This window comes from Mycobacterium sp. WUMAC-067, assembly GCF_020217485.1.
GTDB lineage: Bacteria > Actinomycetota > Actinomycetes > Mycobacteriales > Mycobacteriaceae > Mycobacterium.
In genome coordinates this window covers 14,431-41,063 of sequence record NZ_JAEKMI010000029.1, presented here as the reverse complement: position 1 = coordinate 41,063, position 26,633 = coordinate 14,431, and the positions used below count along the sequence as shown (strand labels likewise).

Annotated in this window: 24 protein-coding genes and 1 pseudogene; 21 read left to right on the top strand and 4 right to left on the bottom strand. The window is 69.0% G+C overall.

Annotated features, from left to right (window positions below; translation table 11 throughout):
* Window position 1 precedes the first annotated feature (1 nt).
* Together JF781_RS19275 and cofD are read right to left on the bottom strand one after the other, a co-directional pair.
* Window positions 2-1,360: a coenzyme F420-0:L-glutamate ligase gene (locus JF781_RS19275; protein ID WP_225328970.1), complete on the bottom strand. Its 1,359-nt coding sequence runs from the start codon at window positions 1,358-1,360 to the stop codon at window positions 2-4.
* The gene (cofD, locus tag JF781_RS19270; RefSeq protein ID WP_225328969.1) at window positions 1,357-2,358 is read right to left on the bottom strand and encodes a 2-phospho-L-lactate transferase; all 1,002 of its coding nucleotides are present in this window, start codon (window positions 2,356-2,358) and stop codon (window positions 1,357-1,359) included. Before cofD ends, JF781_RS19275 begins: the two co-directional genes overlap by 4 nt.
* Before the next feature lie 389 nt (window positions 2,359-2,747).
* Between cofD and JF781_RS19265 the strand changes: the two genes are divergently transcribed.
* Entirely contained in the window at window positions 2,748-3,086 is a 339-nt protein-coding gene (locus JF781_RS19265) for a WhiB family transcriptional regulator (protein WP_255642085.1), read from the top strand.
* Window positions 3,087-3,102: 16 nt separating this feature from the next.
* Here the strand turns inward: JF781_RS19265 and JF781_RS19260 are convergent, their stop codons facing one another.
* Window positions 3,103-3,525, bottom strand: coding sequence for a metallopeptidase family protein (locus JF781_RS19260; RefSeq protein ID WP_225328968.1), 423 nt, complete (start codon window positions 3,523-3,525; stop codon window positions 3,103-3,105).
* Window positions 3,526-3,713: 188 nt separating this feature from the next.
* Between JF781_RS19260 and JF781_RS19255 the strand changes: the two genes are divergently transcribed.
* The 4 genes from JF781_RS19255 (at window position 3,714) to manA (ending at window position 8,003) form a co-directional block, all read left to right on the top strand.
* Window positions 3,714-4,169, top strand: coding sequence for a DUF3499 domain-containing protein (locus tag JF781_RS19255; RefSeq protein WP_225328967.1), 456 nt, complete (start codon window positions 3,714-3,716; stop codon window positions 4,167-4,169).
* A gap of 92 nt (window positions 4,170-4,261) precedes the next feature.
* Window positions 4,262-5,668: a phosphomannomutase/phosphoglucomutase gene (locus tag JF781_RS19250; protein ID WP_225328966.1), complete on the top strand. Its 1,407-nt coding sequence runs from the start codon at window positions 4,262-4,264 to the stop codon at window positions 5,666-5,668.
* Window positions 5,665-6,768 (top strand): TobH protein, encoded by a 1,104-nt coding sequence (locus JF781_RS19245; protein ID WP_225328965.1) that lies wholly within the window; start codon window positions 5,665-5,667, stop codon window positions 6,766-6,768. Before JF781_RS19250 ends, JF781_RS19245 begins: the two co-directional genes overlap by 4 nt.
* A gap of 8 nt (window positions 6,769-6,776) precedes the next feature.
* Window positions 6,777-8,003, top strand: coding sequence for a mannose-6-phosphate isomerase, class I (gene manA / locus JF781_RS19240; protein ID WP_225328964.1), 1,227 nt, complete (start codon window positions 6,777-6,779; stop codon window positions 8,001-8,003).
* A 43-nt stretch (window positions 8,004-8,046) separates the two neighbouring features.
* On the opposite strand, the gene JF781_RS19235 is transcribed toward manA, so the two are convergent.
* Window positions 8,047-9,528, bottom strand: a complete 1,482-nt coding sequence (locus tag JF781_RS19235; RefSeq protein ID WP_225328963.1) for an NAD(P)/FAD-dependent oxidoreductase — start codon at window positions 9,526-9,528, stop codon at window positions 8,047-8,049.
* Between the two features lie 63 nt (window positions 9,529-9,591).
* On the opposite strand from JF781_RS19235, the gene JF781_RS19230 reads away from it, so the two are divergent.
* The 16 genes and pseudogenes from JF781_RS19230 (at window position 9,592) to JF781_RS19155 (ending at window position 26,630) form a co-directional block, all read left to right on the top strand.
* Complete coding sequence (locus JF781_RS19230; protein ID WP_225328962.1) at window positions 9,592-11,109, top strand: amino acid permease; 1,518 nt, start codon at window positions 9,592-9,594, stop codon at window positions 11,107-11,109.
* A 99-nt stretch (window positions 11,110-11,208) separates the two neighbouring features.
* Window positions 11,209-12,456 carry an alkane 1-monooxygenase gene (locus JF781_RS19225; protein WP_225328961.1) on the top strand — a complete coding sequence of 416 codons (1,248 nt, stop codon included), beginning with the start codon at window positions 11,209-11,211 and terminating at the stop codon, window positions 12,454-12,456.
* Window positions 12,453-12,623 carry a rubredoxin gene (locus tag JF781_RS19220; RefSeq protein ID WP_225328960.1) on the top strand — a complete coding sequence of 57 codons (171 nt, stop codon included), beginning with the start codon at window positions 12,453-12,455 and terminating at the stop codon, window positions 12,621-12,623. The genes JF781_RS19225 and JF781_RS19220 overlap by 4 nt, the downstream gene beginning before the upstream one ends.
* 10 nt (window positions 12,624-12,633) lie before the next feature.
* Window positions 12,634-12,819: a rubredoxin gene (locus JF781_RS19215; protein ID WP_225328959.1), complete on the top strand. Its 186-nt coding sequence runs from the start codon at window positions 12,634-12,636 to the stop codon at window positions 12,817-12,819.
* A gap of 77 nt (window positions 12,820-12,896) precedes the next feature.
* Window positions 12,897-13,493: a TetR family transcriptional regulator gene (locus JF781_RS19210; protein WP_225328986.1), complete on the top strand. Its 597-nt coding sequence runs from the start codon at window positions 12,897-12,899 to the stop codon at window positions 13,491-13,493.
* A 120-nt stretch (window positions 13,494-13,613) separates the two neighbouring features.
* Window positions 13,614-15,086 carry an adenosylhomocysteinase gene (ahcY, locus tag JF781_RS19205; RefSeq protein ID WP_225328958.1) on the top strand — a complete coding sequence of 491 codons (1,473 nt, stop codon included), beginning with the start codon at window positions 13,614-13,616 and terminating at the stop codon, window positions 15,084-15,086.
* A 92-nt stretch (window positions 15,087-15,178) separates the two neighbouring features.
* Entirely contained in the window at window positions 15,179-15,811 is a 633-nt protein-coding gene (locus JF781_RS19200; RefSeq protein WP_225328957.1) for a dTMP kinase, read from the top strand.
* Window positions 15,812-15,891: 80 nt separating this feature from the next.
* Complete coding sequence (gene mtrA, locus JF781_RS19195) at window positions 15,892-16,578, top strand: two-component system response regulator MtrA (RefSeq protein ID WP_007168097.1); 687 nt, start codon at window positions 15,892-15,894, stop codon at window positions 16,576-16,578.
* A gap of 40 nt (window positions 16,579-16,618) precedes the next feature.
* Window positions 16,619-18,295, top strand: coding sequence for an MtrAB system histidine kinase MtrB (gene mtrB, locus JF781_RS19190; RefSeq protein WP_225328956.1), 1,677 nt, complete (start codon window positions 16,619-16,621; stop codon window positions 18,293-18,295).
* Complete coding sequence (gene lpqB / locus JF781_RS19185; RefSeq protein WP_225328955.1) at window positions 18,295-20,049, top strand: MtrAB system accessory lipoprotein LpqB; 1,755 nt, start codon at window positions 18,295-18,297, stop codon at window positions 20,047-20,049. Before mtrB ends, lpqB begins: the two co-directional genes overlap by 1 nt.
* A gap of 65 nt (window positions 20,050-20,114) precedes the next feature.
* A complete protein-coding gene (locus JF781_RS19180) occupies window positions 20,115-20,747 on the top strand; it encodes a ComF family protein (RefSeq protein ID WP_225328954.1) in 633 nt (210 codons plus the stop codon).
* A gap of 303 nt (window positions 20,748-21,050) precedes the next feature.
* On the top strand, window positions 21,051-21,719 hold the full coding sequence (hpf, locus tag JF781_RS19175) for a ribosome hibernation-promoting factor, HPF/YfiA family (protein WP_225328985.1): 669 nt from the start codon (window positions 21,051-21,053) through the stop codon (window positions 21,717-21,719).
* Between the two features lie 194 nt (window positions 21,720-21,913).
* Complete coding sequence (gene secA / locus JF781_RS19170) at window positions 21,914-24,745, top strand: preprotein translocase subunit SecA (protein WP_225328953.1); 2,832 nt, start codon at window positions 21,914-21,916, stop codon at window positions 24,743-24,745.
* A gap of 119 nt (window positions 24,746-24,864) precedes the next feature.
* Window positions 24,865-25,230 (top strand): annotated as a pseudogene (locus tag JF781_RS19165) (response regulator transcription factor); the annotation flags it as partial.
* Window positions 25,231-25,321: 91 nt separating this feature from the next.
* The gene (gene mddA, locus JF781_RS19160; protein WP_225328952.1) at window positions 25,322-26,086 is read left to right on the top strand and encodes a methanethiol S-methyltransferase; all 765 of its coding nucleotides are present in this window, start codon (window positions 25,322-25,324) and stop codon (window positions 26,084-26,086) included.
* Window positions 26,087-26,147: 61 nt separating this feature from the next.
* Window positions 26,148-26,630 (top strand): cation:proton antiporter regulatory subunit, encoded by a 483-nt coding sequence (locus JF781_RS19155; RefSeq protein WP_225328951.1) that lies wholly within the window; start codon window positions 26,148-26,150, stop codon window positions 26,628-26,630.
* Window positions 26,631-26,633: the final 3 nt, after the last annotated feature.

Here is a 26,633-nt window from a genome sequence, read left to right as displayed (position 1 = left end):
ATTACTTGCGGATCAGCAGATCCCCGGGGTCCCCGGCGTCGCGCGGGCCGGCGGGCTCGTCGGCGTAGCCGATGGCGATGGCGCCCAACGGCTCCCAGTCGGCGGGCAGCTCCAGCTCGGCGCGCACCAGGTCGGCGGCGAAAATCGTCGACCCGATCCAGCAGCTGCCCAGCCCGCGCACCGCCAGCGCGACCAGCAGGGCCTGCACGGCCGCCCCGACGGCCACGGTGAACATGGTGTGCTCGGCGTCGGTGCGCGCGGCGTCGGGATAGGAATGCGCGCCGTCGGGAACCAGGACCGGGATGACGACTTCGGGCGCGTCGTAGAGGATCTGGCCGCGCGCCACCCGGCGCTCGATGGCGTCGGCGGGCTTACCGTCGCCGGCGAGGTCGGCGCGCCACTTGTCCTTCATCCGATCCAGCAGTCGGGCCCGCGTGGCCCGGTTTTGCAGCCAGGCGAACCGCACCGGGCGGGTGTGGTGGGGGGCCGGGGCGGTGAGGGCCTCGGCGACGGCCGCCTCCACCAGATCGGCCGGGACGGGCTCGGCGCCGAACCGGCGCACCGATCGGCGCAGCAGCTGCGCTTCGCGGCGGCCCAGGTCGATCGCCTCGGCGGTGCCGAGCCAGAACAGGTCTTCGGTGCCGGGCCGCAGCAGGCGCCGCGCCGTCGAGCCGTCGTCGGTCACGGACAGTCCGCGCACCACCGCCACCGGCATCGCGGTCAATTTGCCCTTGACCAGATCGGCGGCCGCGGCGATCTCGTCGGCGACCGCGACCTCGGTGACCAGCAACTCGTTGCCGTGTTGGTCGAGCGCCCCCGAATAGCCATGCAGCACAGCCAGACCCGCCGCGCCCACCGCCGCGTCGGTCTGGCCGTTGCGCCAGGCGCGGCCCATCGTGTCGGTGATGACGACGGCGACCTCGACGCCGAGCCGCTCGCGCAGCGCGGCGCGCAGCGTGGCGGCGCTGCCGTCCGGGTCGACGGGCAGCAGCGCCAGCTCGTCGCGCCCGACGTTGGAGCCGTCCACGCCCGCGGCGGCCTGGACCAGCCCGATCCGGCTCTCGGTGATCAAGGTCTTGCCCTTGCGGGCCAGCACGCGCACGGCTTCGTCGTCGACCAACTTGCGCCGCAGCCGGTCGCGCTCTTCCGGGTCGCGGGGCGCCGGCACCAGCCGGCCCTCGCATTTGGACACCGCCTTGCTGGTGACCACCACGACGTCGCCGTCGCGCAGCCAGGGTGCCCCGGCGGCGACGGCCGCGCCTAGATCGTCGCCGGGCCGGAACTCGGGCAGACCGGCGACGGGCAGGATCTCGATCGCGGCGGCGGTGCCGTGCTCGCCGGGTGGAGCGTTGTGGGTCACGGCGCCACCCCCGCCAGCTCCAGCCCGGCGCGGACCATCTCGGCGGTCGCCCCGGGGTCGGTCATCACCAGCGGCACCGAGCGCACCGCCACGCCGTCGATGTCGGCTGAGTCGCCTTCGCTCACCAGCCAGCAATCCAGGATGCCGGTGCCCCCACGCGCGCCGTAGTGGCGGCCGACGGCCTCGGCGGTGGACTCGACGCCGATCACCGACAGGCAGGCATCGGCCATGCCGCGCAACGGCTTTCCACCGATGATCGGCGAGTAGCCGACGACCGGGGCCTTCGCCGCGCGCAGCGCGCCGCGGACGCCGGGGACGGCCAGAATGGCGCCGACGCTCACCACCGGGTTCGACGGGGCCAGCAGGATGACGTCGGCGTCGGCGATGGCCGCCGTGGCTTCGGTTGTGGCGGCTGCCTTTTCGGCGCCGACGAAGGCGAAGCTGTGGGTGGGCACCTGGGCGCGGTAGCGCACCCACCACTCCTGGAAGTGGATGGCCCGCCGGCTGCCGTCGTCGGGATCGGTTATCACCACGTGCGTCTCGCAGCGGTCGTCGGTGACCGGCAGCAGCCGCGCGCCCGGTTGCCAGCGGTCGCACAGCGCCGTGGTGATCTGTGACAGCGGGTAGCCGGCGTTGATCATCTGGGTGCGCACCAGGTGGGTGCCCAAGTCGCGGTCGCCGAGTCCGAACCAGTCCGGCTGCACCCCGTAGCGCGCCAATTCCTCTTTGGCGTGCCAGGTTTCGTCGCGGTGCCCCCACCCTCGCTCCGGGTCGACACCTCCACCTAAGGTGTACATGCAGGTGTCCAAATCGGGGCAGACTCGCAGTCCGTGGATCCAGGCGTCATCGCCAACGTTGACGATCGCCGTCAGCTCGTGACTGCCGGCTTCCGTGTCTGGGCGCCGTAGCGTGTGAAATTGACCCAGTCCGAACAACTGTTGAACCCCCAGCAGGAAGCGGGCGCCGCCAACCCCACCGACCAGAACGGTGACCTTCACTTGAGCCTCACACAGCACGACAGTACTGCCCGTCGACAGCGCGGTGGCGGGCCCGTCGGGGCTGCCTCAAAGTTGGGCTTCCCCACCACTTGTGGGGAAGTTGGGGGCTATGTGATCGACACGCCGACGGCCCAAAGCAACAGAAACGCCGAAATTCGATCACGAGATGGTATGGAAATTCGCCGAAGTGCTTGACCCGGCAGATCAACCCGTGTCTAATCACATCAGTGTCATTTCCCGGTTGGCCGGCCGACTCCGGTGTCGCAGACCGAGATTCGATCACTTGTTCGAATTGTCTGTACATCAGAACAGTGGGAATCAAACACTCTCTCTCCAATCAAGCTGAGGAGGCGGACGACCGTATGTCTTACGAAACTTTTCGAGGCGCCATGGCGAGCACGCCGCACACCCCGATCGACTCGGCGCCGGACCGTCCCGCCCGGCCGCACCTGACCGTGGTTCCTGATGCGCCAGTCGCATTCGAGCCCGAGCCGTTGCCGGCGCCCGTCGCCGACCAATGGCAGGACCGAGCGCTGTGCGCCCAAACCGACCCCGAAGCCTTCTTCCCGGAAAAGGGTGGGTCCACCCGCGAGGCCAAGAAGATCTGCCTGGGCTGCGAGGTGCGCCACGAGTGCCTCGAGTACGCGCTCGAGCATGACGAGCGCTTCGGCATCTGGGGCGGTCTGTCCGAACGCGAGCGCCGCCGCCTCAAGCGCGGCATCATCTAAACGCCGCGCACCGTAGTTATTCGTCGTCGATCGTCGGATCGATGACCGACGGTTCAACGTCGAGATAGATGGCCACCTGGGCCACCAGGATCTCGTGCAGCAAGTCGCCGAGTTCGACTGTGTCCTTGGCCCTTCGCTCAATTGGCTTGCGGAACAGCACAATTCGCGCCCGCGTGGAGTTGCCGCGGATGTCGACACCGGCCGGGATCAACCTGGCCAGGGGGATCGGTCCGTCGGCGATCACCTCGGGTGGCCACTGCACGCTCTCGGGATCCTTGGCCGCGATCCGCGGAATCTCATCGACCGCCACGTCGAGCTCGGTCAGCCGGTCCTGCCAGTTCCGCTCGATGGGTTCGTAGGCCTCCAGCACCGCCATGTCGAACCGCTCGGCGCGGCTGCGCCACCCCGGCACGCTGGGGGGCAGCAGCGGGCCGCGCATCTCGCGACCCCTGCGGAAGAGTCGATGGGTGACCGGTCGGCGCGGAGCCGATCCGTCCGAAAACCGATCTCTTCGCGGGGAACTGCGCGAATCGCCCACGCGCCGATGGTAACGGTTGCACATCGGCGCCCGTCCGGTTGCGCGTGTCCGGCGCTTGGGCGGCGTTTGTGCACGATAGCCTTTCGAACGTGAACGTTCCCCGTCGCTGTTGCCGGCCCGGGTGCCCGCACTATGCCGTGGCGACCCTAACGTTCGTCTATTCGGACTCGACGGCAGTCGTCGGCCCGCTGGCGACCGCTCGGGAACCCCATTCTTGGGATTTGTGCGTCAACCACGCCGGCCGCATCACCGCTCCCCGCGGATGGGAGCTGGTGCGCCATGCCGGTCCCCTTGTTTCCGAGCCCAATCACCCCGACGACGACGACCTTGTCGCGTTGGCCGACGCGGTCCGCGAAGGTGGTTCCGGGGAGCGCGGCGCGCCGTACGGCGGCACCGTCTCGCCCGTGAACGGCTTCGCGGACCCGCACATCCACCACGGCGGCTCCCAGGCCACCGCGCCCAGCAGCAGTGTGCTCGCCCCGCCGGAGCATCGGTCGGGGCGGCGCCGCGGGCATCTGCGCGTGTTGCCCGACCCGGCCGACTAGGCGGGTCCTGGCCAATCCGCCCGCACCGCGGCTCGTGTTCTCTTTCGCCCGATAGGCTGACGGCCAAGAGTTCACGTCGTCAGGAGTCCCGCATGTCTCGGCCCGCCGCGACTGTCCACCGTGTCGTCAAGGCTTACGACGTGCGTGGTCTAGTCGGCGAAGAGCTCGACCAGCCGCTGGTTACCGATCTGGGCGCGGCCTTCGCCCGCCTGATGCGCGCCGAGGGCGCCCGCCAAGTCGTGATCGGCCACGACATGCGCGACAGTTCGCCCACCCTGGCCGCCGCGTTCGCCGACGGCGTCACCGGCCAGGGTCTCGACGTGGTGCGCATCGGTTTGGCGTCCACCGATCAGCTCTACTTCGCCTCCGGGCTGCTGGACTGCCCGGGCGCGATGTTCACCGCGAGCCATAACCCGGCCGCCTACAACGGAATCAAGCTGTGCCGGGCGGGGGCCAAACCCGTGGGCGCCGAGAGCGGGTTGCGCGTCATCGCCGACGACGTCATCGCCGGCGTCGAGGGCTCCGCGGGCCACGACGGCCCGCCCGGAACGGTCACCGACCGCGACGTGCTGGCCGACTACGGGCAATACCTGCGGTCCCTGGTGAACACCTCCGGGCTGCGCCCGCTGCGCGTGGCCGTCGACGCCGGCAACGGCATGGCCGGTCTGACCACCCCCGCGGTGCTCGGCCCGATCGGCTCGATCACGTTGTTGCCGTTGTACTTCGAGCTCGACGGCTCCTTCCCCAATCACGAGGCCAACCCGCTCGAACCCGCCAACCTGGTGGACCTGCAGACGTTCGTGCGCGAGACCGGCGCCGACATCGGGCTGGCCTTCGACGGGGACGCCGACCGCTGCTTCGTGGTCGACGAGGGTGGCAACCCCGTGTCGCCGTCGACCGTGACCAGCCTGGTGGCCGCGCGCGAGCTGGGCCGCGAGATCGGCGCGACGATCATCCACAACGTGATCACCTCGCGCGCGGTGCCCGAACTGGTCAGCGAGCGCGGCGGCACACCGCTGCGCTCGCGGGTGGGGCACTCCTATATCAAGGCGCTGATGGCCGACACCGGCGCGATCTTCGGCGGCGAACATTCGGCGCACTACTACTTCCGCGACTTCTGGGGCGCCGACTCCGGGATGCTGGCGGCGCTGTACGTGCTGGCCGCGCTCGGCGAGCAGGACCGCCCGCTGTCGGAGCTGACCGCGGACTACCAGCGTTACGAATCGTCCGGCGAGATCAACTTCACGGTGGCCGACGCCGCGCAGTGCACGGAGGCGGTGCTGAGGTCGTTCGGCACCCGCATCCACTCCCTCGATCACGTGGACGGCGTGACGGTGGACCTCGGCGACGGCAACTGGTTCAACCTGCGCAGCTCGAACACCGAGCCGTTGCTGCGGCTCAATGTGGAGGGCCGCACCGCCGAGGACGTCGGCGCGATGGTCGCCCAGATCAGCGCCGAAATCGCCGCGCAGACGTCGCGCGCCGGGGCCACCCCGTGAACGCCACCCGGGCGGTCGATCTCGAAGACACCGAAGGCCTGCTGGCCGCCGACCGCGACGGCCTGCTGCGGGCCGCGTCGTCGGCCGGCGCGCAGGTGCGCGCGGTCGCCGCCGCGGTCGAGGAGGGCGCGCTGGACCCGCTGCGGGCCGAGGACCGTCCGCGCAGCGTGATCTGGGTGGCCGGCCGCGGCACCGCCGAGACCGCCGGGACGATGCTGGCCGCGACGTTGGGTTCGGTGACGTCCCAGCCGTTCACGCTGGCCGCCGAGGCGCCCCCGTGGGCGGGCCCGCTCGACGTGCTGATCGTCGCGGGCGACGATCCCGGCGACCCCGCGCTGGTCGCCGCCGCCGCGACCGGGGTGCGCCGCGGCGCGCGGGTCGTGGTGGTGGCGCCGTATGAGGGCCCGCTGCGGGATTCCACCGCAGGCCGCGTGGCGGTGCTGGCGCCCCGGCTGTGGGTTCGCGACGAGTTCGGGCTGTGCCGGTATCTGGCCGCCGGGCTTGCCGTGCTGCACGCCGTCGACCCGCGGCCCAGCATCGACCTGGGGTTGCTCGCCGACGAGCTCGACGCCGAGGCGCTGCGCAACAGCGCCGGCCGCGAGCTGTTCACCAATCCAGCCAAGCTGCTGGCCGCGCGGATCGCCGACCGCCAGGTCGCGCTGGCCGGCGACGGCGCCGCGACGCTGGCGCTGGCGCGGCACGGCAGCTCGGTGCTGCTGCGCGTCGCGAATCAGGTGACCCCGGCCACCGGGCTGGCGGACGCGGTGGTCGCCCTGCGCGCCGCGGCCTCGAGTGGCGGGATCGCCGATCCCGACGCCGCCTTGTTCCACGACGAGGAGCTCGACGGGCCGCTGCCGCCGCGGCTGCGGGTGCTGGCGATCATCCTGGCCGACGAGCAGACGGTGGTGGCCGCCAGGACCGTCGGGCTCGACGACGTCTACCTGCTCGCCGCCGAGGATGTGCCCGACGGACCCGGCGGTTCTGCCGGCTCCGGTGTTTCGCCTGCGCTGGGGGGTCCCGGCCGCGCCGAGCAACAGCTGGCAGTATTGGCCGTCCGGCTGGAGATGGCCGCGGTTTACATGCGACTGGTGCGGGGATAGATAGAACAGTGGAACTGCTTCGCGGGGCCTTGAGAACGTACGCGTGGGGTTCGCGTACCGCCATCGCCGAGTTCACCGAACGTCCGGTGCCGGCGGCGCATCCGGAGGCCGAGCTCTGGTTCGGCGCCCACCCGGGCGACCCGGCCTGGCTGGAAACCGACAACGGCGAGATCACGTTGCTCGAAGCGCTCGACGCCGACCCGGAGGGTCAGCTCGGGCCGGGGTCGCGGGCCCGCTTCGGGGACGTGCTGCCCTTCCTCGTCAAGGTGCTGGCCGCCGACGAGCCGCTGTCGTTGCAGGCGCACCCGAGCGCCGCGCAGGCGGCCGAGGGTTACCTGCGCGAGGAGCGGGTCGGCATCCCGCTGACCTCGCCGGTGCGCAACTATCGCGACACCTCGCACAAGCCCGAGTTGCTGGTGGCGCTGCACCCGTTCGAGGCGCTCGCCGGATTCCGCCCGGCGTCGCGCACGATCGAGCTGCTGCGGGCTTTGGCGGTTTCCGACCTCGATCCCTTCATCGACCTGCTCAACGACCAGTCCGACGCCGACGGTCTGCGCGCGCTGTTCACGACGTGGATCACCGCGCCGCAGCCCGACATCGACGTGCTGGTGTCCGCGGTGCTGGACGGCGCGATCGCGTACCTCAGTTCGGGGGCAACGGAATTCGCGGCCGAGGCCAAGACGGTGCTCGAGCTCGGCGAACGCTATCCCGGCGACGCCGGCGTGCTGGCGGCGCTGCTGCTCAACCGCGTCAGCCTGGGCCCGGGTGAGGCCATCTTCGTGTCGGCCGGCAACCTGCACACCTACCTGCGGGGTTTCGCGGTGGAGGTGATGGCCAACTCCGACAACGTGTTACGGGGTGGGCTGACCCCCAAGCACGTCGACGTGCCCGAGCTGCTGCGGGTGCTGGACTTCGCGCCCACCAGCGAGGAGCAGTTGCGGCCGCACATCCGCCGCGAGGGCTTCGGGCTGATCTATGAGACGCCGACCGACGAGTTCGCCGTCGCGCTGCTGGAGCTCGAAGACGAGTACGTCGGCCACGAGGTGGATGCGACGTGTAGCCACGACGGGCCCCAGATCCTGTTGTGCATCCAGGGTTCCACGACGGTGCACGGCAAGTCCGGCTCGCTGACCCTGAAGCGGGGGATGGCCGCGTGGGTGGCGGCCGATGACGCTCCGATCCGGCTGGTCGCGCACGAGCCGAGCAAGCTGTTCAGGGCGACGGTAGGGCTGTAACGGCCGGCCCTGATGGTGGCGACCCGCTTCGCCCGGCTCGTGCCTAGCGCGGCGACCCGCAGCGCCCGGCTTCGCCGCGCTTGCGGTCGCCGCGGCCGCGCGTGCGGTCGCCGCCGCCGCGCTTGCGATCGCCTCGCCGCCGTCTGACGGCCTCGCGTCGCTCGCTCAGCCACAGCCGTGCGTTGTGCGCGATGGCCCGGCCGATGATCCGCGGCGGCGGAACCATATAGAGGCTGTCCAGCAGCGAGAACCGGCGCAAAAACCATTCCGCCAGAACGGGTTCGGTTTCGGCGGCGCCCAGGAACTGGTCGAACAGCGCCCCGGAGGGCCGCCACCACCAGGGAACCGGCCCCGACGTGTCGGCGTGGTGGAAGGTGATGTCGCCGATGGCGTTCATCATCCACACCGGGAAGGTGCTCTTGGCGGTGGCCCGATTGAGCGCCGCGGCCAGTTGATCGTCGGGGCCTTGCAGGGCGCGGCGCAGATGGCCGGCCTGCAAAGAGGTCATCGTCATGCCTTGGCCGTAGGTGGGGTTGAAGCTGGCCACCGCGTCGCCGAAGGCGATGATGCCGCCTGGGAAGCGGTCGACTTTGTCGTAGCGGCGCCAGCGGCTGGCCGGGAAGGCGTGGAAGGCCGGATCGCCCAGCGGCTCGGCCTGTGCCAGCGCCGCGTTGAAGTGGGCGGGAAGCAGTCGCTGGGCCAGCGCCAGCATCTCGGGGAAGGTTCGCGGCGGTTTGACGTCGGCCACGCCGAAGGTGGTGAGGACCCAGGTGCCGTCCTCGTAGCACAGCATGCCCAGCCCCAGGGATTGGTCGTGGGAGGCGCCGGCGACCACGACCTTCTCCGCGATCAGCCCGTCGGGGATGCGGAACTGCTGGGTGGCGTAGTTGATGCCGATGTCGATGGCCTGCTCGACGGGGCGCGCAAATCCCCAGTGCGTCAACCACACCGGCAGCCGGGTGCCCCGCCCCGCCGCGTCGACGACGAGGTCCGCGCGCACGAATTCCGGCTCGCCGTCGGCGGGATCGGCCGGATCCACCAGCACGCCGGTCACCCGTTGCCGCGTGCGGTCGAACCGCGGTTCGGCCACCGAGCGCCGCACGATGATGACGTTGCCGAGGCGCTGAACCCGTCTGCGCAACTGCCATTCCAGGTGCGGCCGGCTGGGCACATAGGCGGTGAATTCGTCGCGCAGGGTTTGCCCGGTGCCCAGGACATGGCCCGCGGCGCCCAGGTGGATGCAATCGGGCCGGTTCTCCAGCTTGGGCACGCCGGCGGCCACCATGCCGTCGAGCAGGCCGGGAAAGAGGTTCTCGAATTCGATCGCCCCGCGCGCCATCAACATGTGCAGGTGCCGGTCCTGGGGCACCGTCGCCCGGTTCGCCGGGACGGCCGGCAACTCGTCGCGCTCGAAGACCGTCACCCGCGCATACGTGTCCGACAGCACCCGCGCGGCGCACAGCCCGGCGATGCTCCCCCCGATCACGACCGCGTGCGCCCGCGTGTTTGCTTTGCTGTCCGGCATCCGTGGGGAGTACCCAGTACTGTGTCGGACCAATGGCTCCCAGCGTTGGGAAAGGGCGGTTGCATGGCCAATCGATGGCGCACGAAGTCGGTGGAACAATCGATCGCCGACACCGACGAGCCGGACACCAAGTTGCGCAAGGACCTCACCTGGTGGGACCTGGTCGTCTTCGGCGTCGCGGTGGTGATCGGCGCCGGCATCTTCACCGTCACCGCGTCGACGACGGGCGACATCACGGGGCCATCCATCTGGTTGTCGTTCGTCATCGCGGCCGGCACCTGCGCGCTGGCGGCGTTGTGTTACGCCGAGTTCGCTTCCACCCTGCCGGTGGCCGGTAGCGCCTACACCTTCTCCTACGCGACCTTCGGGGAGTTCCTGGCCTGGATCATCGGCTGGAACCTGCTGCTGGAATTGGCGATCGGCGCCGCCGTGGTGGCCAAGGGCTGGTCGAGCTACCTGGGCACGGTGTTCGGGTTCGCCGGTGGCACAGTCGAATTCGGGTCGGCCCAGGTCGACTGGGGCGCGCTGGTGATCGTCGCGGGGGTGGCGACGCTGATCGCGCTGGGCACCAAGCTGTCGTCGAGGTTCTCCGCGGTGGTCACCGGCATCAAGGTGTCGGTCGTGCTGTTCGTCGTGGTGGTCGGGGTCTTCTACATCAAGCGCGCGAACTATTCGCCGTTCGTTCCCAAACCGGAAGCCAGCAGCGAGGCCAAGGGCATCGACCAGTCGGTGTTGTCGTTGCTGACCGGGGCGCACAGCAGCCACTACGGCTGGTACGGCGTGCTGGCGGGGGCGTCCATCGTCTTCTTCGCGTTCATCGGTTTCGACATCGTCGCCACCATGGCCGAGGAGACCAAGAATCCGCAGCGCGACGTCCCCAGGGGGATCCTGGCGTCGCTGGGCATCGTGACCCTGCTCTACGTCGCGGTCGCGATCGTGTTGTCCGGCATGGTTTCCTACACGGAACTCAAGACGGTGCGCGGCCGCGGGCAGGCGAACCTGGCGACGGCGTTCACCGCCAACGGCATTCACTGGGCCAGCAAGATCATCTCGATCGGCGCGCTCGCGGGATTGACCACCGTCGTGATGGTGCTGATGCTCGGCCAGTGCCGGGTGCTGTTCGCGATGGCGCGCGACGGGCTGTTGCCGCGCTCGCTGGCGAAGACCGGTTCGCGGGGCACCCCAGTGCGGATCACCGTGCTGGTCGCCCTCGTGGTGGCCGTGACCGCGTCGGTGTTCCCCATCACCAAGCTCGAGGAGATGGTCAACGTCGGCACGCTGTTCGCCTTCGTCCTGGTCTCCGCCGGCGTGATCGTGCTGCGCCGGACCAGGCCGGACCTGGAGCGCGGCTTCAAGGCGCCGTGGGTGCCGGTGCTGCCGATCGCCTCGATCGCTGCCTGCGTGTGGCTGATGCTCAACCTCACCGCGCTCACCTGGGTCCGGTTCGGGGTCTGGCTGGTGGTCGGCACGGCGATCTACATCGCCTACGGCTACCGGCACTCGGTGCAGGGCGAACGCGAGGCCGTCGCGTCCGAGCCCGCCGACACGCTCGAGGCGGACCCCCACAGCCCGGTGCCGTAGCAACGACTTTACAAAACAACGACGTTTGTCTAGACACAAGACGCAAACGCCGGTATTGTCCAATCTCAACGTGGTGTGACTCACAAGGAGGTTGGGCATATGACGACACTCGAACCGCAGGTAGAGCAGGGAACCGGCGCGCCCGTCTGGCGGGACAAGAAGCGCCGCCTGTGGCTGATGGGGCTGATCGCCCCGACGGCGCTGTTCGCGATGCTGCCCCTCGTCTGGGCGCTGAACCGGCTCGGCTGGCACGGCGCCGCGCAGGTGCCGCTGTGGATCGGTCCGATCCTGGTCTACGTCCTGCTGCCGATCCTGGACCTGCGCTTCGGGCCCGACGGCCAGAACCCGCCCGACGAGGTGATGCAGCAGCTGGAGAACGACAAGTACTACCGCTACTGCACCTACGCGTTCATCCCGTTCCAGTACCTCAGCGTGGTCTTCGGCGCCTACCTGTTCACCGCCTCGAACCTGAGCTGGCTGGGGTATGACGGGCCGCTGGGCTGGGCCGGCAAACTGGGCGTGGCGTTGTCGGTCGGGGTGCTCGGGGGCGTCGGCATCAACACCGCGCACGAGATGGGCCACAAAAAGGATGCGCTGGAGCGCTGGCTGTCCAAGATCACGCTGGCGCAGACCTGCTACGGCCACTTCTACATCGAGCACAACCGCGGCCACCACGTGCGGGTGGCCACCCCGGAGGACCCCGCCTCGTCGCGCTTCGGGGAAACATTCTGGGAGTTCTTGCCGCGCAGCGTCTTCGGGAGCCTGCGCTCGTCACTGCGGCTGGAAGCCCAGCGGATTCGCCGGTCGGGCAAGAACCCGTGGAATCCCGTGACGTACCCGTCCAACGACGTGCTCAACACCTGGGCCATGTCGGTGGTGTTGTGGGGGATCCTGATCGCGGTCTTCGGGCCGGCGCTGATCCCGTTCGTGATCATCCAGGCCGTCTTCGGTTTCAGCCTGCTCGAGGCGGTCAACTACCTCGAGCACTACGGCCTTCTGCGGCAACAGAATTCGAGCGGCCGCTACGAGCGGTGCACCCCCGTGCACAGCTGGAACTCCGACCACGTCGTGACCAACCTGTTCCTGTACCACCTGCAGCGGCACAGCGATCACCACGCCAACCCGACGCGGCGCTACCAGACGCTGCGCAGCCTGGACGGCTCGCCCAACCTGCCCAGCGGGTACGCGTCGATGATCTCGCTCACCTACTTCCCGCCGCTGTGGCGCAAGGTGATGGACCACCGGGTGCTGGCGCACTACGACGGCGACATCACCAGGGTCAACCTGCAGCCGCGGCTGCGCGAGAAGCTGCTGGCGCGCTACGGGGCCCAGGGGGCCCGGGCATGACCGCCTACCGCTGCCCCGGCTGCGACTACACCTACGACGAGGCGAAAGGCGCTCCGCGGGAAGGCTTTCGGCCGGGAACGCCCTTCGCCGACATTCCCGACGACTGGTGCTGCCCCGATTGCGCGGTGCGCGAGAAGGTCGATTTCGAAATCACGACAGCCCGATAGGAGTGAACCGATGAGCGAGGACTACAAGCTTTTCATCTGCGTGCAGTGCGGGTTCGAATACGACGAGGCCAAGGGCTGGCCGGAGGACGGCATCGCGCCGGGAACCCGGTGGGACGACATCCCGGAGGACTGGAGCTGCCCGGATTGCGGCGCGGCGAAAACGGACTTCGAGATGGTCGAGATCGCCCGTTCGTGACCGCCATCGGCGCCGCTGCCCGTCGCGAAAGAACAGATTCCGGCCCGCGAGCCGCTATTGTCGCGGCTGTGAAGCGGATGCCGTACGCCGAGGCGTCGCGCGCCCTGCTGCGCGACTCGGTGCTCGACGCGATGCGGGAGGAGCTGCTGACCCGGGACTGGTCGGCCATCACCCTCTCCGACGTGGCCCGCGCCGCGGGCATCAGCCGGCAGACCATCTACAACGAGTTCGGCTCCCGGCAGGGGCTCGCGCAGGGATACGGCCTGCGCCTGGCCGACCGCCTGGTCGACGCCGTCAACGCCGCGCTAGAGGCCCACGTCGGCGACATCTATGCCGCGTTCCTGCAGGGGTTCCGCGATCTGTTCACCGAGCTGTCGGCCGATCCGCTGGTGATCTCGCTGCTGACCGGCGTCGCCAAACCGGACCTGCTGCAGATCATCACCACCGACAGCGCCCCGATCATCACCCGGGCCTCCGAGCGGCTGACCGCCGCGCTCACGCACAGCTGGGTGGCCACCAGCGACGAGGACGCCGGTGTCCTGGCGCGTGCCATCGTGCGGCTGGCGCTGAGCTACGTGTCGATGCCACCCGAGGCCGACCACGACGTGGCCGCCGATCTGGCGCGGTTGATGACTCCCTTCGCCGAGCGGCACGGCGTCATCAACGTCCCCTGAACGTTCCCTGGCCCGTGCGGCGCGCGGGCGCACGACTACAGTGGCGCAAGAACATACCTAAGCTAATTACCGCTTGGATCCGAGCGAGCCCCTAGACGGCAGGAAAAAGGAAGAGAAGCTATGACGACGACCGAAAACGCACTCACCCCCGAGGTTCGAAACGGCATCGATTTCAAGGTCGCCGATTTGTCGTTGGCGGATTACGGTCGCCGGGACATCGAGCTCTCGGAGCAGGAGATGCCGGGTCTGATGTCGCTGCGCCGCGAGTACCACGACGTCCAGCCGCTCAAGGGTGCGCGCATCTCCGGCTCGCTGCACATGACCGTGCAGACCGCGGTGCTGATCGAGACCCTCGTCGCGCTGGGCGCCGAGGTCCGCTGGGCGTCCTGCAACATCTTCTCCACCCAGGACCACGCCGCGGCCGCGGTGGTCGTCGGCCCGCACGGCACCCCGGAGGAGCCCAAGGGCGTCCCGGTGTACGCGTGGAAGGGCGAGACGCTCGAGGAGTACTGGTGGGCGGCCGAGCAGGTGCTGACCTGGCCCGACGAGCCCGCGAACATGATCCTCGACGACGGCGGCGACGCCACCATGCTCGTGCTGCGCGGGGCGCAGTACGAGAAGGCCGGCGTGGTGCCGCCCGACGAGGAAGACGACTCGACCGAGCACCGGGTGTTCTTGAACCTGCTGCGCAAGCGCTTCGAGACCGACAAGGACAAGTGGACCAAGATCGCCGCGTCGATCAAGGGCGTCTCCGAGGAGACCACCACCGGCGTGCTGCGGCTCTACCAGTTCGCCGCCGCCGGCGACCTGGCGTTCCCGGCGATCAACGTCAACGACTCGGTCACCAAATCCAAGTTCGACAACAAGTACGGCTGCCGGCACTCGCTGATCGACGGCATCAACCGCGGCACCGACGTGCTCATCGGCGGCAAGAAGGTCCTGATCTGCGGCTACGGCGACGTCGGTAAGGGTTCCGCCGAGTCCGTGGCCGGCCAGGGTGCGCGGGTGACCGTCACCGAGATCGACCCGATCAACGCCCTGCAGGCGCTGATGGAGGGCTTCGACGTCAAGCGGGTGGAGGACGTGATCGGCGAGGCCGACATCATCATCACGACCACCGGCAACAAGGACATCATCACCCTCGAGCACATGAAGGCGATGAAGGACAAGGCGATCCTGGGCAACATCGGCCACTTCGACAACGAGATCCAGATCGCCCGCCTGGAGAAGTCCGGCGCCACCAAGACCAACATCCGCCCGCAGGTCGACCTGTGGACCTTCCCGGACACCGGCAAGTCGATCATCGTGCTCTCCGAGGGCCGGCTGCTGAACCTCGGCAACGCCACCGGCCACCCCTCGTTCGTGATGAGCAACAGCTTCTCCAACCAGGTCATCGCGCAGATCGAGCTGTGGACCAAGAACGACGAGTACGACAACGAGGTCTACCGGCTGCCCAAGCACCTCGACGAGAAGGTGGCCCGCATCCACGTCGAGGCGCTCGGCGGCCAGCTGACCAAGCTGACCAAGGAACAGGCCGAGTACATCGGCGTCGACGTCGACGGCCCGTACAAGGCCGACCACTACCGCTACTGAGCCACCAGATCGCCGCCGAGCGTGACACCACAGTCACGCTCGGCGCCGACTGTGACTGTGGTGTCACGTTCGCGGCTCGATAGGCTCGCGCCGTGCTGATCGCGATCGAAGGCGTCGACGGCGCCGGCAAGCGGACGCTGACCGAAGGGTTGCTGTCCGCTTTCGAAGCGGCCGGGCGGTCGGTGGCCACGCTGGCCTTCCCGCGCTACGGGCAATCGGTGACGGCGGACATCGCGGCCGAGGCGCTACACGGCGAGCACGGGGACCTCGCGTCCTCGGTCTACGCGATGGCGACGCTGTTCGCGCTCGATCGCGCCGCGGCGGTCGAGCATCTCGAGGGGCTGCGCCGCGACCACGACGTGGTGATCATGGATCGCTACGTCGCCTCGAATGCGGCCTACACCGCCGCGCGCCTGCATCAGGACGCGGGCGGGCCGGCGGTGGCCTGGGTGCACGGCCTCGAATACCGGCGCCTGGGTCTGCCCGCGCCCGACTGGCAGGTGCTGCTGGCGGTGTCGGCCGAACTGGCCGGGGAGCGCGCGCGCAGCCGGGCCGCATCCGATCCGAGCCGCCCGCGCGACAGCTACGAACGCGACGACGGGCTGCAGCAACGTACCGGCGACGTCTACGCCGGGCTGGCCGCCGCGGGGTGGGGCGGCCCCTGGCGGGTGGTCGACAAGGACGTCGATCCGGGTGGTTTGGCCGCCAGTTTGATCGCCAGATAGCACAAATTTGTCACGATTCGGCCTTATCGGAGAAGAAACGCCCGTGTGGCGCCCCAGTTTTGTCCCGATCTGGTGACACCATGGACTCCATGAGGCAAAGGATTTTGGTCGTCGATGACGACGCTTCGCTAGCCGAGATGCTCACCATCGTGCTTCGTGGGGAGGGTTTCGACACCGCGGTCATCGGTGACGGCACCCAGGCCCTGACTGCGGTGCGCGAACTGCGCCCCGATTTGGTGTTGTTGGACCTGATGTTGCCCGGCATGAACGGCATCGACGTGTGCCGGGTGTTGCGCGCCGATTCGGGCGTGCCGATCGTGATGCTGACCGCCAAGACCGACACCGTCGACGTGGTCCTGGGCCTCGAGTCGGGCGCCGACGACTACATCATGAAGCCGTTCAAGCCCAAGGAGCTGGTGGCCCGCGTGCGGGCGCGGCTGCGGCGCAACGACGACGAGCCCGCCGAGATGCTGTCCATCGCCGACGTCGAGATCGACGTGCCGGCGCACAAGGTCACGCGCAACGGCGAGCAGATCTCGCTGACCCCGCTGGAGTTCGACCTGCTGGTGGCGTTGGCGCGCAAACCGCGGCAGGTGTTTACTCGTGATGTGCTGCTCGAACAGGTGTGGGGCTATCGTCACCCGGCGGATACGCGCCTGGTGAATGTGCACGTCCAGCGTCTGCGGGCCAAGGTCGAGAAAGACCCTGAGAACCCGACCGTGGTGTTGACCGTTCGAGGAGTGGGTTACAAGGCCGGACCTCCGTGACCCACGCACGTCTAGAGCGTCGTAAGGGAGAGCGCCGGCGGTGATTTGGGGCTCCCGGCGACGCACTCGGAGCCGCTGGGGGCGCTCCGGCCCCATGACTCGCGGCATGGGCGCGGTGAGTCGGGCCGTGGCAGTCGCCTGGCGCCGCTCGTTGCAGTTGCGGGTCGTTGCGCTGACGCTGGGGCTGTCGCTGGCGGTCATCCTGGCGCTCGGCTTCGTATTGACTTCTCAGGTCACCAATCGCGTGCTCGACGTCAAGGTCAAGGCCGCCATCGAGCAGATCGAGCGGGCGCGCACCACGGTCGGTGGGATCGTCAACGGCGAAGAGGCGCGCTCGCTGGACAGCAGCCTCCAGCTGGCCCGCAACACATTGACCTCCAAGACCGACCCGGCCTCCGGCGCGGGGATGGCCGGCGCGTTCGACGCGGTGCTGATGGTGCCGGGCGACGGCCCGCGCGCCGCGACCACGGCCGGACCCGTCGACCAGGTGCCCAATTCCCTGCGCGGCTTCGTCAAGGCCGGGCAGGCGTCCTACCAGTACGCGACCGTGCACACCGACGGATTCTCGGGCCCGGCGCTGATCGTCGGCACCCCGGCGTCCTCGCAGGTGGCCAACCTGGAGCTGTACCTGATCTTCCCGTTGAAGAACGAACAGGCCACCATCCAGCTGGTGCGCGGCACCATGATCACCGGGGGCGCGGTGCTGCTGGTGCTGCTGGCCGGGATCGCGCTGCTGGTGTCGCGCCAGGTGGTGGTGCCGGTGCGGTCGGCGTCGCGCATCGCCGAACGGTTCGCCGAGGGGCACCTGTCGGAGCGCATGCCGGTGCGCGGCGAGGACGACATGGCGCGGCTGGCGATGTCGTTCAACGACATGGCGGAAAGCCTGTCGCGCCAGATCACCCAGCTGGAGGAGTTCGGTAACCTGCAGCGCCGCTTCACTTCTGACGTGAGCCACGAGCTGCGCACCCCGCTGACCACGGTGCGCATGGCCGCCGACCTGATCTACGACCACAGCGCGGACCTCGACCCCACGCTGGCGCGCTCCACCGAGCTGATGGTCAACGAGCTGGACCGGTTCGAGTCGCTGCTCAACGACCTGCTGGAGATCTCCCGGCACGACGCCGGTGTCGCCGAGCTGTCCGTCGAGGCGGTCGACCTGCGTACCACCGTGCAGAACGCGCTGAGCAACGTCGGGCACCTGGCCGAGGACGCCGGCATCGAACTGAAGGTGGACCTGCCGACGCACGAGGTGATCGCCGAGGTCGACACCCGGCGGGTGGAGCGGATCCTGCGCAACCTGATCGCCAACGCCATCGACCACGCGGAGCACAAGCCGGTCAAGATCCGGATGGGCGCCGACGAGGACACGGTCGCCGTCACCGTCCGCGACTACGGGGTCGGGCTGCGGCCCGGTGAGGAGAAGCTGGTGTTCAGCCGGTTCTGGCGCGCGGATCCCTCGCGGGTCCGCCGGTCCGGCGGCACCGGGCTCGGCCTGGCGATCAGCATCGAGGACGCGCGGCTGCACCAGGGCCGGCTGGAGGCGTGGGGCGAACCGGGCGACGGCTCGTGCTTCCGGTTGACGCTCCCGCTGGTTCGCGGCCACAAGGTCACCACGAGCCCGCTGCCCATGAAGCCGATTCCGCAACCCCCGCCCACCGGCCCACAGCACGCGAAAGACCGCACGCGGCAACGAGAGCCGGCCGAGAGGACCCTGTGATGTGGCGGTTGTTGGGCCTGCTGATGCTGGCCATGCTGCTCGCCGGCTGTGCCGGGGTGCCCAGCTCGTCGGCGCCCCAAGCCATCGGCACCGTCGAGCGGCCGGCGCCGTCGAACCTGCCCAAGCCGACCCCGGGCATGGACCCCGACGTGCTGCTGCGCGAATTCCTCAAGGCCACAGCCGATCCGGCGAACCGGCACCTGGCCGCCCGCCAGTTCCTCACCCAGTCGGCGTCGAACTCGTGGGACGACGCCGGTAGCGCGTTGCTCATCGACCACGTCGTGTTCGTCGAAACCCGCGCGGCCGAACGTGTTTCGGCAACGATGCGGGCGGACATCCTGGGCTCGCTGTCCGACATGGGGGTGTTCGAAACCGCCGAGGGAGTGTTGCCCGACCCGGGGCCGATCGAATTGGTCAAGACTTCCGGCGGCTGGCGCATCGACCGCCTGCCCAACGGGGTCTTCCTGGACTGGCAGCAGTTTCAGGCGACGTACAAACGCAACACCCTCTACTTCGCCGACCCGACCGGCAAGACCGTGGTCCCCGATCCGCGTTATGTCGCGGTGCCCGACCACGATCAGTTGGCCACCGAACTGGTCTCCAAGGTGATCGGCGGGCCGCGGCCCGAGATGGCGCACACGGTCCGCAACCTGCTCGCGCCGCCGTTGCGGCTGCGCGGGCCGGTGACCCGGGCCGACGGCGGTAAGAACGGGATCGGCCGCGGGTACGGCGGTGCGCGCGTCGACCTGGAGAAGCTGTCCACCACGGATCCGCACAGCAGGCAATTGGTTGCGGCGCAGATCATTTGGACGCTGGCCCGGGCCGATATCCGGGGCCCGTACGTGATCAACGCCGACGGCGCGCCGCTGGACGACCGGTTCCGCGACGGGTGGACCACCTCCGATGTCGCCGCGACCGACCCCGGCGTGGCCGACGGCGCGGGCGCCGGGCTGCACGCCCTGGTGAACGGCTCATTGGTGTCGCTGGACGGGCAGCACACCTCGATGGTGCCCGGCGCGTTCGGTCGCATGGGGGATCAGACGGGGGCCGCGTTGTCGCGCAGCGGCCGGGAGGTGGCGTCCGTGGTGACGCTGCATCGCGGCGCCCCGGACATGGCGGCCTCCCTGTGGATCGGCGATCTGGGCGCCGAAGCGGTGCAGTCCGCCGACGGGCACAGCCTGTCGCGGCCCACCTGGTCGCTGGACGACGTGGTGTGGGTGGTGGTCGACGGCAACAACGTGCTGCGGGCGATTCAGGAGCCGGCGTCGGGGCAACCCGCGCGCATTCCGGTGGATTCGGTGGCGGTGGCCACCCGGTTCCCGGGGCCGATCACCGACCTGCAACTGTCCCGCGACAGCACGCGCGCCGCGATGGTGATCGGCGGCCAGGTGATCCTCGCCAGCGTCGAGCAGACCCAGGCCGGGCAGTACGCCCTGACGTATCCGCGGCGGCTGGGCTTCGGGTTGGGCAATTCGGTGGTGTCGCTGTCCTGGCGCACCGGCGACGACATCGTGGTGACCCGCACCGACGCCAACCATCCGGTCTCGTACGTCAACATCGACGGGGTGAATTCCGACGCGCCGGCCCGCGGCCTGCAGATGCCGGTGACGACCGTGGTGGCCAACCCGTCCACGGCCTACGTCGCGGGTCCCGAAGGGGTGCTTCAGTATTCGCCGTCCGCCGACGGTCAGCAGGGCTGGTTGGACGTGCCCGGGCTGACGGTTCCCGGCGCGGCGCCGGTGCTGCCGGGCTAGCGGGTCGCCGCCATCGGGCTAGCGCCGGCCCTGCTCATGTCGGCCCCGGCCGTCACACTGTCGCCATGCTCGACCTGTTCCTGCCTGCCGAATGCGGCGGCTGCGGCGCCCCGTCGACGCGCTGGTGCGACGCCTGCGCCACCGAGCTGGCCGTCAGGCCGGACGAGCCGCACGTGGTGAACCCGCGCATCGACGCGGGCGTCCCGGTGTTCGCGCTCGGCCGCTACGCCAACGCCCGCCGGCAGGCGATCCTGGCGCTCAAGGAACACGGCCGCGCCGATCTCGTCGCGCCGCTGGCGCGCGCACTGGCCCTCGGGGTGCACCGGCTGCTGTCGTGGGGGATCGTCGACACCCCACTGACCCTGGTGCCCGCACCGACCCGGCGTTCGGCCGCACGCCGGCGCGGCGGCGACCCGGTCACCCGGCTGGCCCGCGCCGCGGTGGCGCAGCATCCGGAGATCTCCGTCGCCCAGGCGTTGCGCATCAAGGCCTTGACCCGCGACTCGGTGGGGCTCGGCACGGCCGCGCGGGAACGCAACATCGCGGGCCGGGTCGTGCTGCGCGGCCGGCCGCCGCGCACCGACGTCATGGTCGTCGACGACGTCGTCACCACCGGGGCGACGGCGCGCGAATCGGTGCGCGTGCTTCAGGCCGCCGGGGTCCATGTCGTCGCGGTGCTGGCGATCGCCGCCGCCTGAGACTGTGCGACAGCCATGAGCTTGTGAAGAACTCGCAACAGCTCGGCGAAATTAGTGGCATGGGTGGGCGAACACGAGCTAACGTCGGAATCAACATTCATTGACTCACTGGTCGGGATATTCCCAGGTTGAGCCCCACTTGCGGGAAGGGGTGAGTAATCGACACCTCGCACCGGCGGGCAGCCTGCGGCGGTAGCCAGTCTCGAACCGCTCTCACCTCGTCGGCGCATCAAGTCAGCCGGGCACGCAACGCGCGTGCGACGTGTAAAGAGAAACGAGTTGTCACGTATGTCAAGGCTATCCGTGGATTCCGGTCAGATTCTGGACCAACCCTCTTCCATCGCCGATGGGCAAGCCCAACCGACAACCACCGCCGACGTTGTGTTCAAAGGCCGCAACGTAGAAATCCCCGATCATTACCGTCTGTACGTCTCGCAAAAACTCGCCCGCCTCGAGCGGTTCGATCGCTCCATCTACCTTTTCGATGTCGAGCTCAAGCACGCTCCCAACCGGCGCCAGCGCAAATCCTGTCAACGCGTGGAGATCACCGCCCGCGGCCGCGGCCCGGTGAGCCGGGCGGAGGCGTGCGCCAACAGTTTCTACGCCGCGTTCGAGTCCGCGGTCGACAAGCTGGAGAGCCGGCTGCGCCGCGTCAAGGACCGCCGCAAGGTCCATTACGGCGACAAGACGCCGGTCTCGCTGGCCGCCGCCACCGCGGTGCCACCGCCCGAACCGGCACGCGGCGCGCCCGAGGCGCCGGCCGATCACGACGGTGTGGAGTCGGACCACGAACCCGGGCGGATCGTGCGGACCAAGGAGCATCCGGCCACGCCGATGACGGTCGACGACGCGCTCTACGAGATGGAGCTCGTCGGGCACGACTTCTTCTTGTTCCACGACAAGCACACCGAACGGCCGTGCGTCGTCTACCGGCGCCACGCCTATGACTACGGGCTGATCCGCCTGGGCTGATCCCGTCACCCCGCCGAACGTCGACTTGTTGCGAGATTTCACGCAGATTGACGCAAGGAGTCGACGTTCGGCGCCCAAAGAGCGACGTCACCTAGGATGGGTGTCGCCAAAGACTCCGATCCGGCCCGGTGACGACGCAGAGCGCGTAGCGCGATGACGAGGAGCCGGGCGATCAAACCGTAGAGGACATAGCTGTGCTGTCGAAGTTGCTGCGCCTTGGCGAAGGTCGCATGCTCAAGCGTCTCAAGCGGGTGGCTGACTACGTCAACACCTTGTCCGACGAGATCGAGAAGCTGACCGACGCCGAGTTGCGGGCCAAGACCGACGAGTTCAAGAAGCGGCACGCCGACGGCGAGAGCCTCGACGACCTGCTGCCCGAGGCGTTCGCGGTGGCCCGGGAGGCGGCCTGGCGGGTGCTCGATCAGCGCCCCTTCGACGTGCAGGTGATGGGCGCGGCGGCGCTGCACTTCGGCAACGTCGCCGAGATGAAGACCGGTGAGGGCAAGACGCTGACCTCGGTGCTGCCGGCCTACCTCAACGGCATCGGCGGCAAGGGCGTGCACGTCGTCACCGTCAACGACTACCTGGCCAAACGTGACAGCGAGTGGATGGGCCGCGTGCACCGCTTCCTCGGCCTGGACGTCGGCGTGATCCTCGCCCAGATGACACCCGACGAGCGCCGCGTGGCCTACAACGCCGACATCACCTACGGCACCAACAACGAGTTCGGGTTCGACTACCTGCGCGACAACATGGCGCATTCGCTCGACGACCTGGTCCAGCGCGGGCACAACTTCGCCATCGTCGACGAGGTCGACTCCATCCTGATCGACGAGGCCCGCACCCCGCTGATCATCTCCGGCCCCGCCGACGGCGCCTCCAACTGGTACCTCGAGTTCGCCCGGCTGGCGCCGCTGATGGAGAAGGACACCCACTACGAGGTGGACCTGCGCAAGCGCACCGTCGGCGTGCACGAGCTCGGCGTGGAGTTCGTCGAGGACCAGCTCGGCATCGACAACCTCTACGAGGCCGCGAATTCGCCGCTGGTCAGCTACCTCAACAACGCGCTGAAGGCCAAGGAGCTGTTCAACCGCGACAAGGACTACATCGTGCGCGACGGCGAGGTCCTCATCGTCGACGAGTTCACCGGCCGCGTGCTCTACGGCCGCCGCTACAACGAGGGCATGCACCAGGCCATCGAGGCCAAGGAGCACGTCGAGATCAAGGCCGAGAACCAGACGCTGGCCACCATCACGCTGCAGAACTACTTCCGGCTCTACGACAAGCTCGCCGGCATGACCGGTACCGCCCAGACCGAGGCGGCCGAGCTGCACGAGATCTACAAGCTCGGCGTGGTGCCCATCCCCACCAACAAGCCGATGGTCCGCGCCGACCAGTCCGACCTGATCTACAAGACCGAAGAGGCCAAGTACATCGCGGTCGTCGACGACGTCGTCGAGCGCTACGAAAAGGGCCAGCCGGTGCTGATCGGTACCACCAGCGTCGAGCGCTCCGAATACCTGTCGCGGCAGTTCCAGAAGCGCCGCGTCCCGCACAACGTGCTCAACGCGAAGTTCCACGAGCAGGAGGCGACCATCATCGCGGTCGCCGGCCGGCGCGGCGGCGTCACGGTGGCCACCAACATGGCCGGTCGAGGTACCGACATCGTGCTGGGCGGCAACGTCGACTTCCTCACCGACCTGCGCCTGCGTGAGCGCGGCCTCGACCCGGTGGAGACACCCGACGAGTACGAAGCCGCGTGGCACGAGGAACTGCCCAAGGTCAAGGAGGAGGCCTCCAAGGAGGCCGAAGAGGTGATCGAGGCCGGCGGCCTGTACGTGCTGGGCACCGAACGGCACGAGTCGCGGCGCATCGACAACCAGCTGCGCGGCCGCTCCGGCCGCCAGGGCGACCCGGGCGAGTCGCGCTTCTACCTGTCCCTGGGCGACGAGCTCATGCGCCGCTTCAACGGCGCCGCGCTCGAGGCGATGCTCAACCGGCTGAACCTGCCCGACGACGTGCCCATCGAGGCCAAGATGGTCACCCGCGCGATCAAGAGCGCCCAGACCCAGGTGGAGCAGCAGAACTTCGAGGTCCGCAAGAACGTCCTCAAATACGACGAGGTGATGAACCAGCAGCGCAAGGTGATCTATGCCGAGCGCCGCCGCATCCTGGAGGGCGAGAACCTCAAGGAGCAGGCGCTGGACATGGTCCGCGACGTCGTCACCGCCTACGTCGACGGCGCGACCACCGAGGGCTACGCCGAGGATTGGGACCTGGAAGCGCTGTGGACGGCGCTCAAGACGCTGTACCCGGTCGGCATCGACCACGAGCCGCTGACCCACCACGACGCCGACTCCGAGCGCGACGACCTCACCCGTGAGGAGCTGCTCGAGGCGTTGCTCAAAGACGCCGAAAACGCATATGCCGCAAGGGAAGCCGAGCTCGAGGAGATCGCGGGCGAGGGCGCGATGCGGCAGCTGGAGCGCAACGTGCTGCTCAACGTGATCGACCGTAAGTGGCGCGAGCACCTCTACGAGATGGACTACCTCAAGGAGGGCATCGGGCTGCGCGCGATGGCGCAGCGCGATCCGCTGGTCGAATACCAGCGCGAGGGCTACGACATGTTCATGGCCATGCTCGACGGCATGAAAGAGGAGTCCGTCGGCTTCCTGTTCAACGTCACGGTCGAGGCGGTGCCCTCCCCGCAGGTCGCCCCCGTCCAGGCGCCCGAAGGCCTGGAGGAATTCGCCACCGCCGCGGCCGGACAGCAGGGCGGCGCCACGACGACGGCCGTGCGCGAAGAGGCCCCAAGTACGTTGCGCGCCAAGGGGATCGACAACCAGGCGCCGGCGCTGACGTATTCCGGCCCGTCGGAGGACGGTTCGGCGCAGGTGCAGCGCAACGGCGGCGATTCCAAGGCGCCGGCCGGGGTTCCCGGGGGCGCCAGCCGGCGCGAGCGCCGCGCGGCGGCGCGCCAGCAGGGACGCGGCGCGAAGCCACCCAAATCGGTGAAGCGGCGCTAGCGGGCTCACCATCCGCGCGAGTGCGCGGCTGGTCGCACACTCGGCACCGAGCGTGCGACAGGCCGCACATTGGTGGCCGAAATGAGGCATCCGCCCCATGCGCCGGGGCGACGTTCGCGTCCGCCTGCGAGCCAAGGCCGTACCGGGAACCGATGCCGGCCGAGGCGGCGACCCGCCGGCTGCGCGGGCGCGCGCAGGCCGGTGAACTCGAACCGGTCGCCGTCGAGGCGGTGTTGCACGCGGCCGGCCAACCCGCGCAACGGCCGACCCCGCGGCCGGATGGCCTGACCCCCAGGGAAATCGAGGTGCTGCGCCTGGTTGCGAGGGGCGCCTCCAACAAGGAGATCGCGGCATCGTTGGTGATCAGCGAGAAAACGGCCCGCAACCACGTCGAGCGAACGTACGCCAAGATCGGCGTATCGAACCGCATCGGCGCCAGCATGTACGCGCTGGGGCACGGCCTGGTGACCACGGCGCCCAGCTAACCCGGACGACGACCGGAAACGTGCCGGGCGCGGCCGAAAATGAGGCATCCGCCCCATGTTCAAACGCGCCGGCGAGGCGCACAATCAGCGAATGAAGCGATTCTTGATAGTCGGTTACGGCGCCGCCGCTTACCTGCTCTTTCTCGCCGCATTCCTGTACCTCGTGGCCTTCCTGGGAAACTTCTGGGTGCCGCGAACCGTCGATCACGGGATCTCGTCGCCCGTCGGTCAGGCCGTGCTGATCAACATCGTGCTGCTCGCCGTGTTCGCCGTCCAGCACAGCGTCATGGCGCGGCCGTCGTTCAAGACGTGGTGGACGCGGTTGGTGCCGTCGCCGATCGAGCGCAGCACCTACGTGCTGCTGTCGAGCGTCGTGCTGGTGCTGCTCTACTGGCAATGGCGGACGATGCCGGCCGTCGTCTGGGACGTGCGGCTGCCGGCCGGGCGCCTGGTGCTGTGGACGTTGTTCTGGCTCGGCTGGGCGATCGCGTTGGCCGCGACGTTCATGGTCAGCCACTTCGACCTGTTCGGCCTTCGCCAGGTGTACCTGGCGTGGCGCGGAAAACCCTACACGCACATAGGTTTTCACGCCCGGATGCTGTACCGGCTGGTACGCCACCCGCTCATGGTCGGTTTCGTCATCGTCTTCTGGGCGGTCCCCACCATGACGGCCGGGCACCTGCTGTTCTCGGTCGCCATGACGGGCTACATTCTGGTCGCCACCCATCTGGAAGAGCACGACCTGGTGGAGGCGCTCGGTGAGCAGTATCGCGACTACCGTCGCCGGGTGCCGATGCTGCTGCCGCTGGGACACCGGCCGCGCCGCGATCCCGCCCAACCGGCGGAGCTGCATTAGCGCTCGGGCAAGCGTCGCGGTCCGCTGACGGCGGGCCGCGCGACCTGTCAGGATTGACGGCATGGATGTCAAGGAGGTGTTGCTGCCCGGGGTCGGTCTTCGTTACGAGTTCACCGATCGCAACGGCGACCGCATCGGCATCATCGCGCGGCGCAGCGGCGATTTCGACGTCGTCGTCTATACCCGTGAGGATCCGGACGAGGCCCGGCCGCTGCTCCACCTCAACGACCAGGAGGCCGAGGCCGTGGCCCAGATCCTGGGGGCGCCCCGGATCGCCGAGCGGTTCACCGAGCTGGCCCGCGAGATACCCGGGCTCGAGACCGGGCAGGTGCACATCCTGGCGGGCAGCCCGTTCGTGGACCACCCGCTGGGAGACACCCGCGCCCGCACCCGCACCGGGGCGTCCATCGTCGCCATCGTGCGCAACGAGGAAGTGCTGGCCTCGCCGGGCCCCGCGGAGATGCTGCATGTCCGGGACGTTCTGATCGTGATCGGCACCGAAGACGGCATCGCCGGCGTCGAGCAAATCATCGACAAAGGTTGAGCC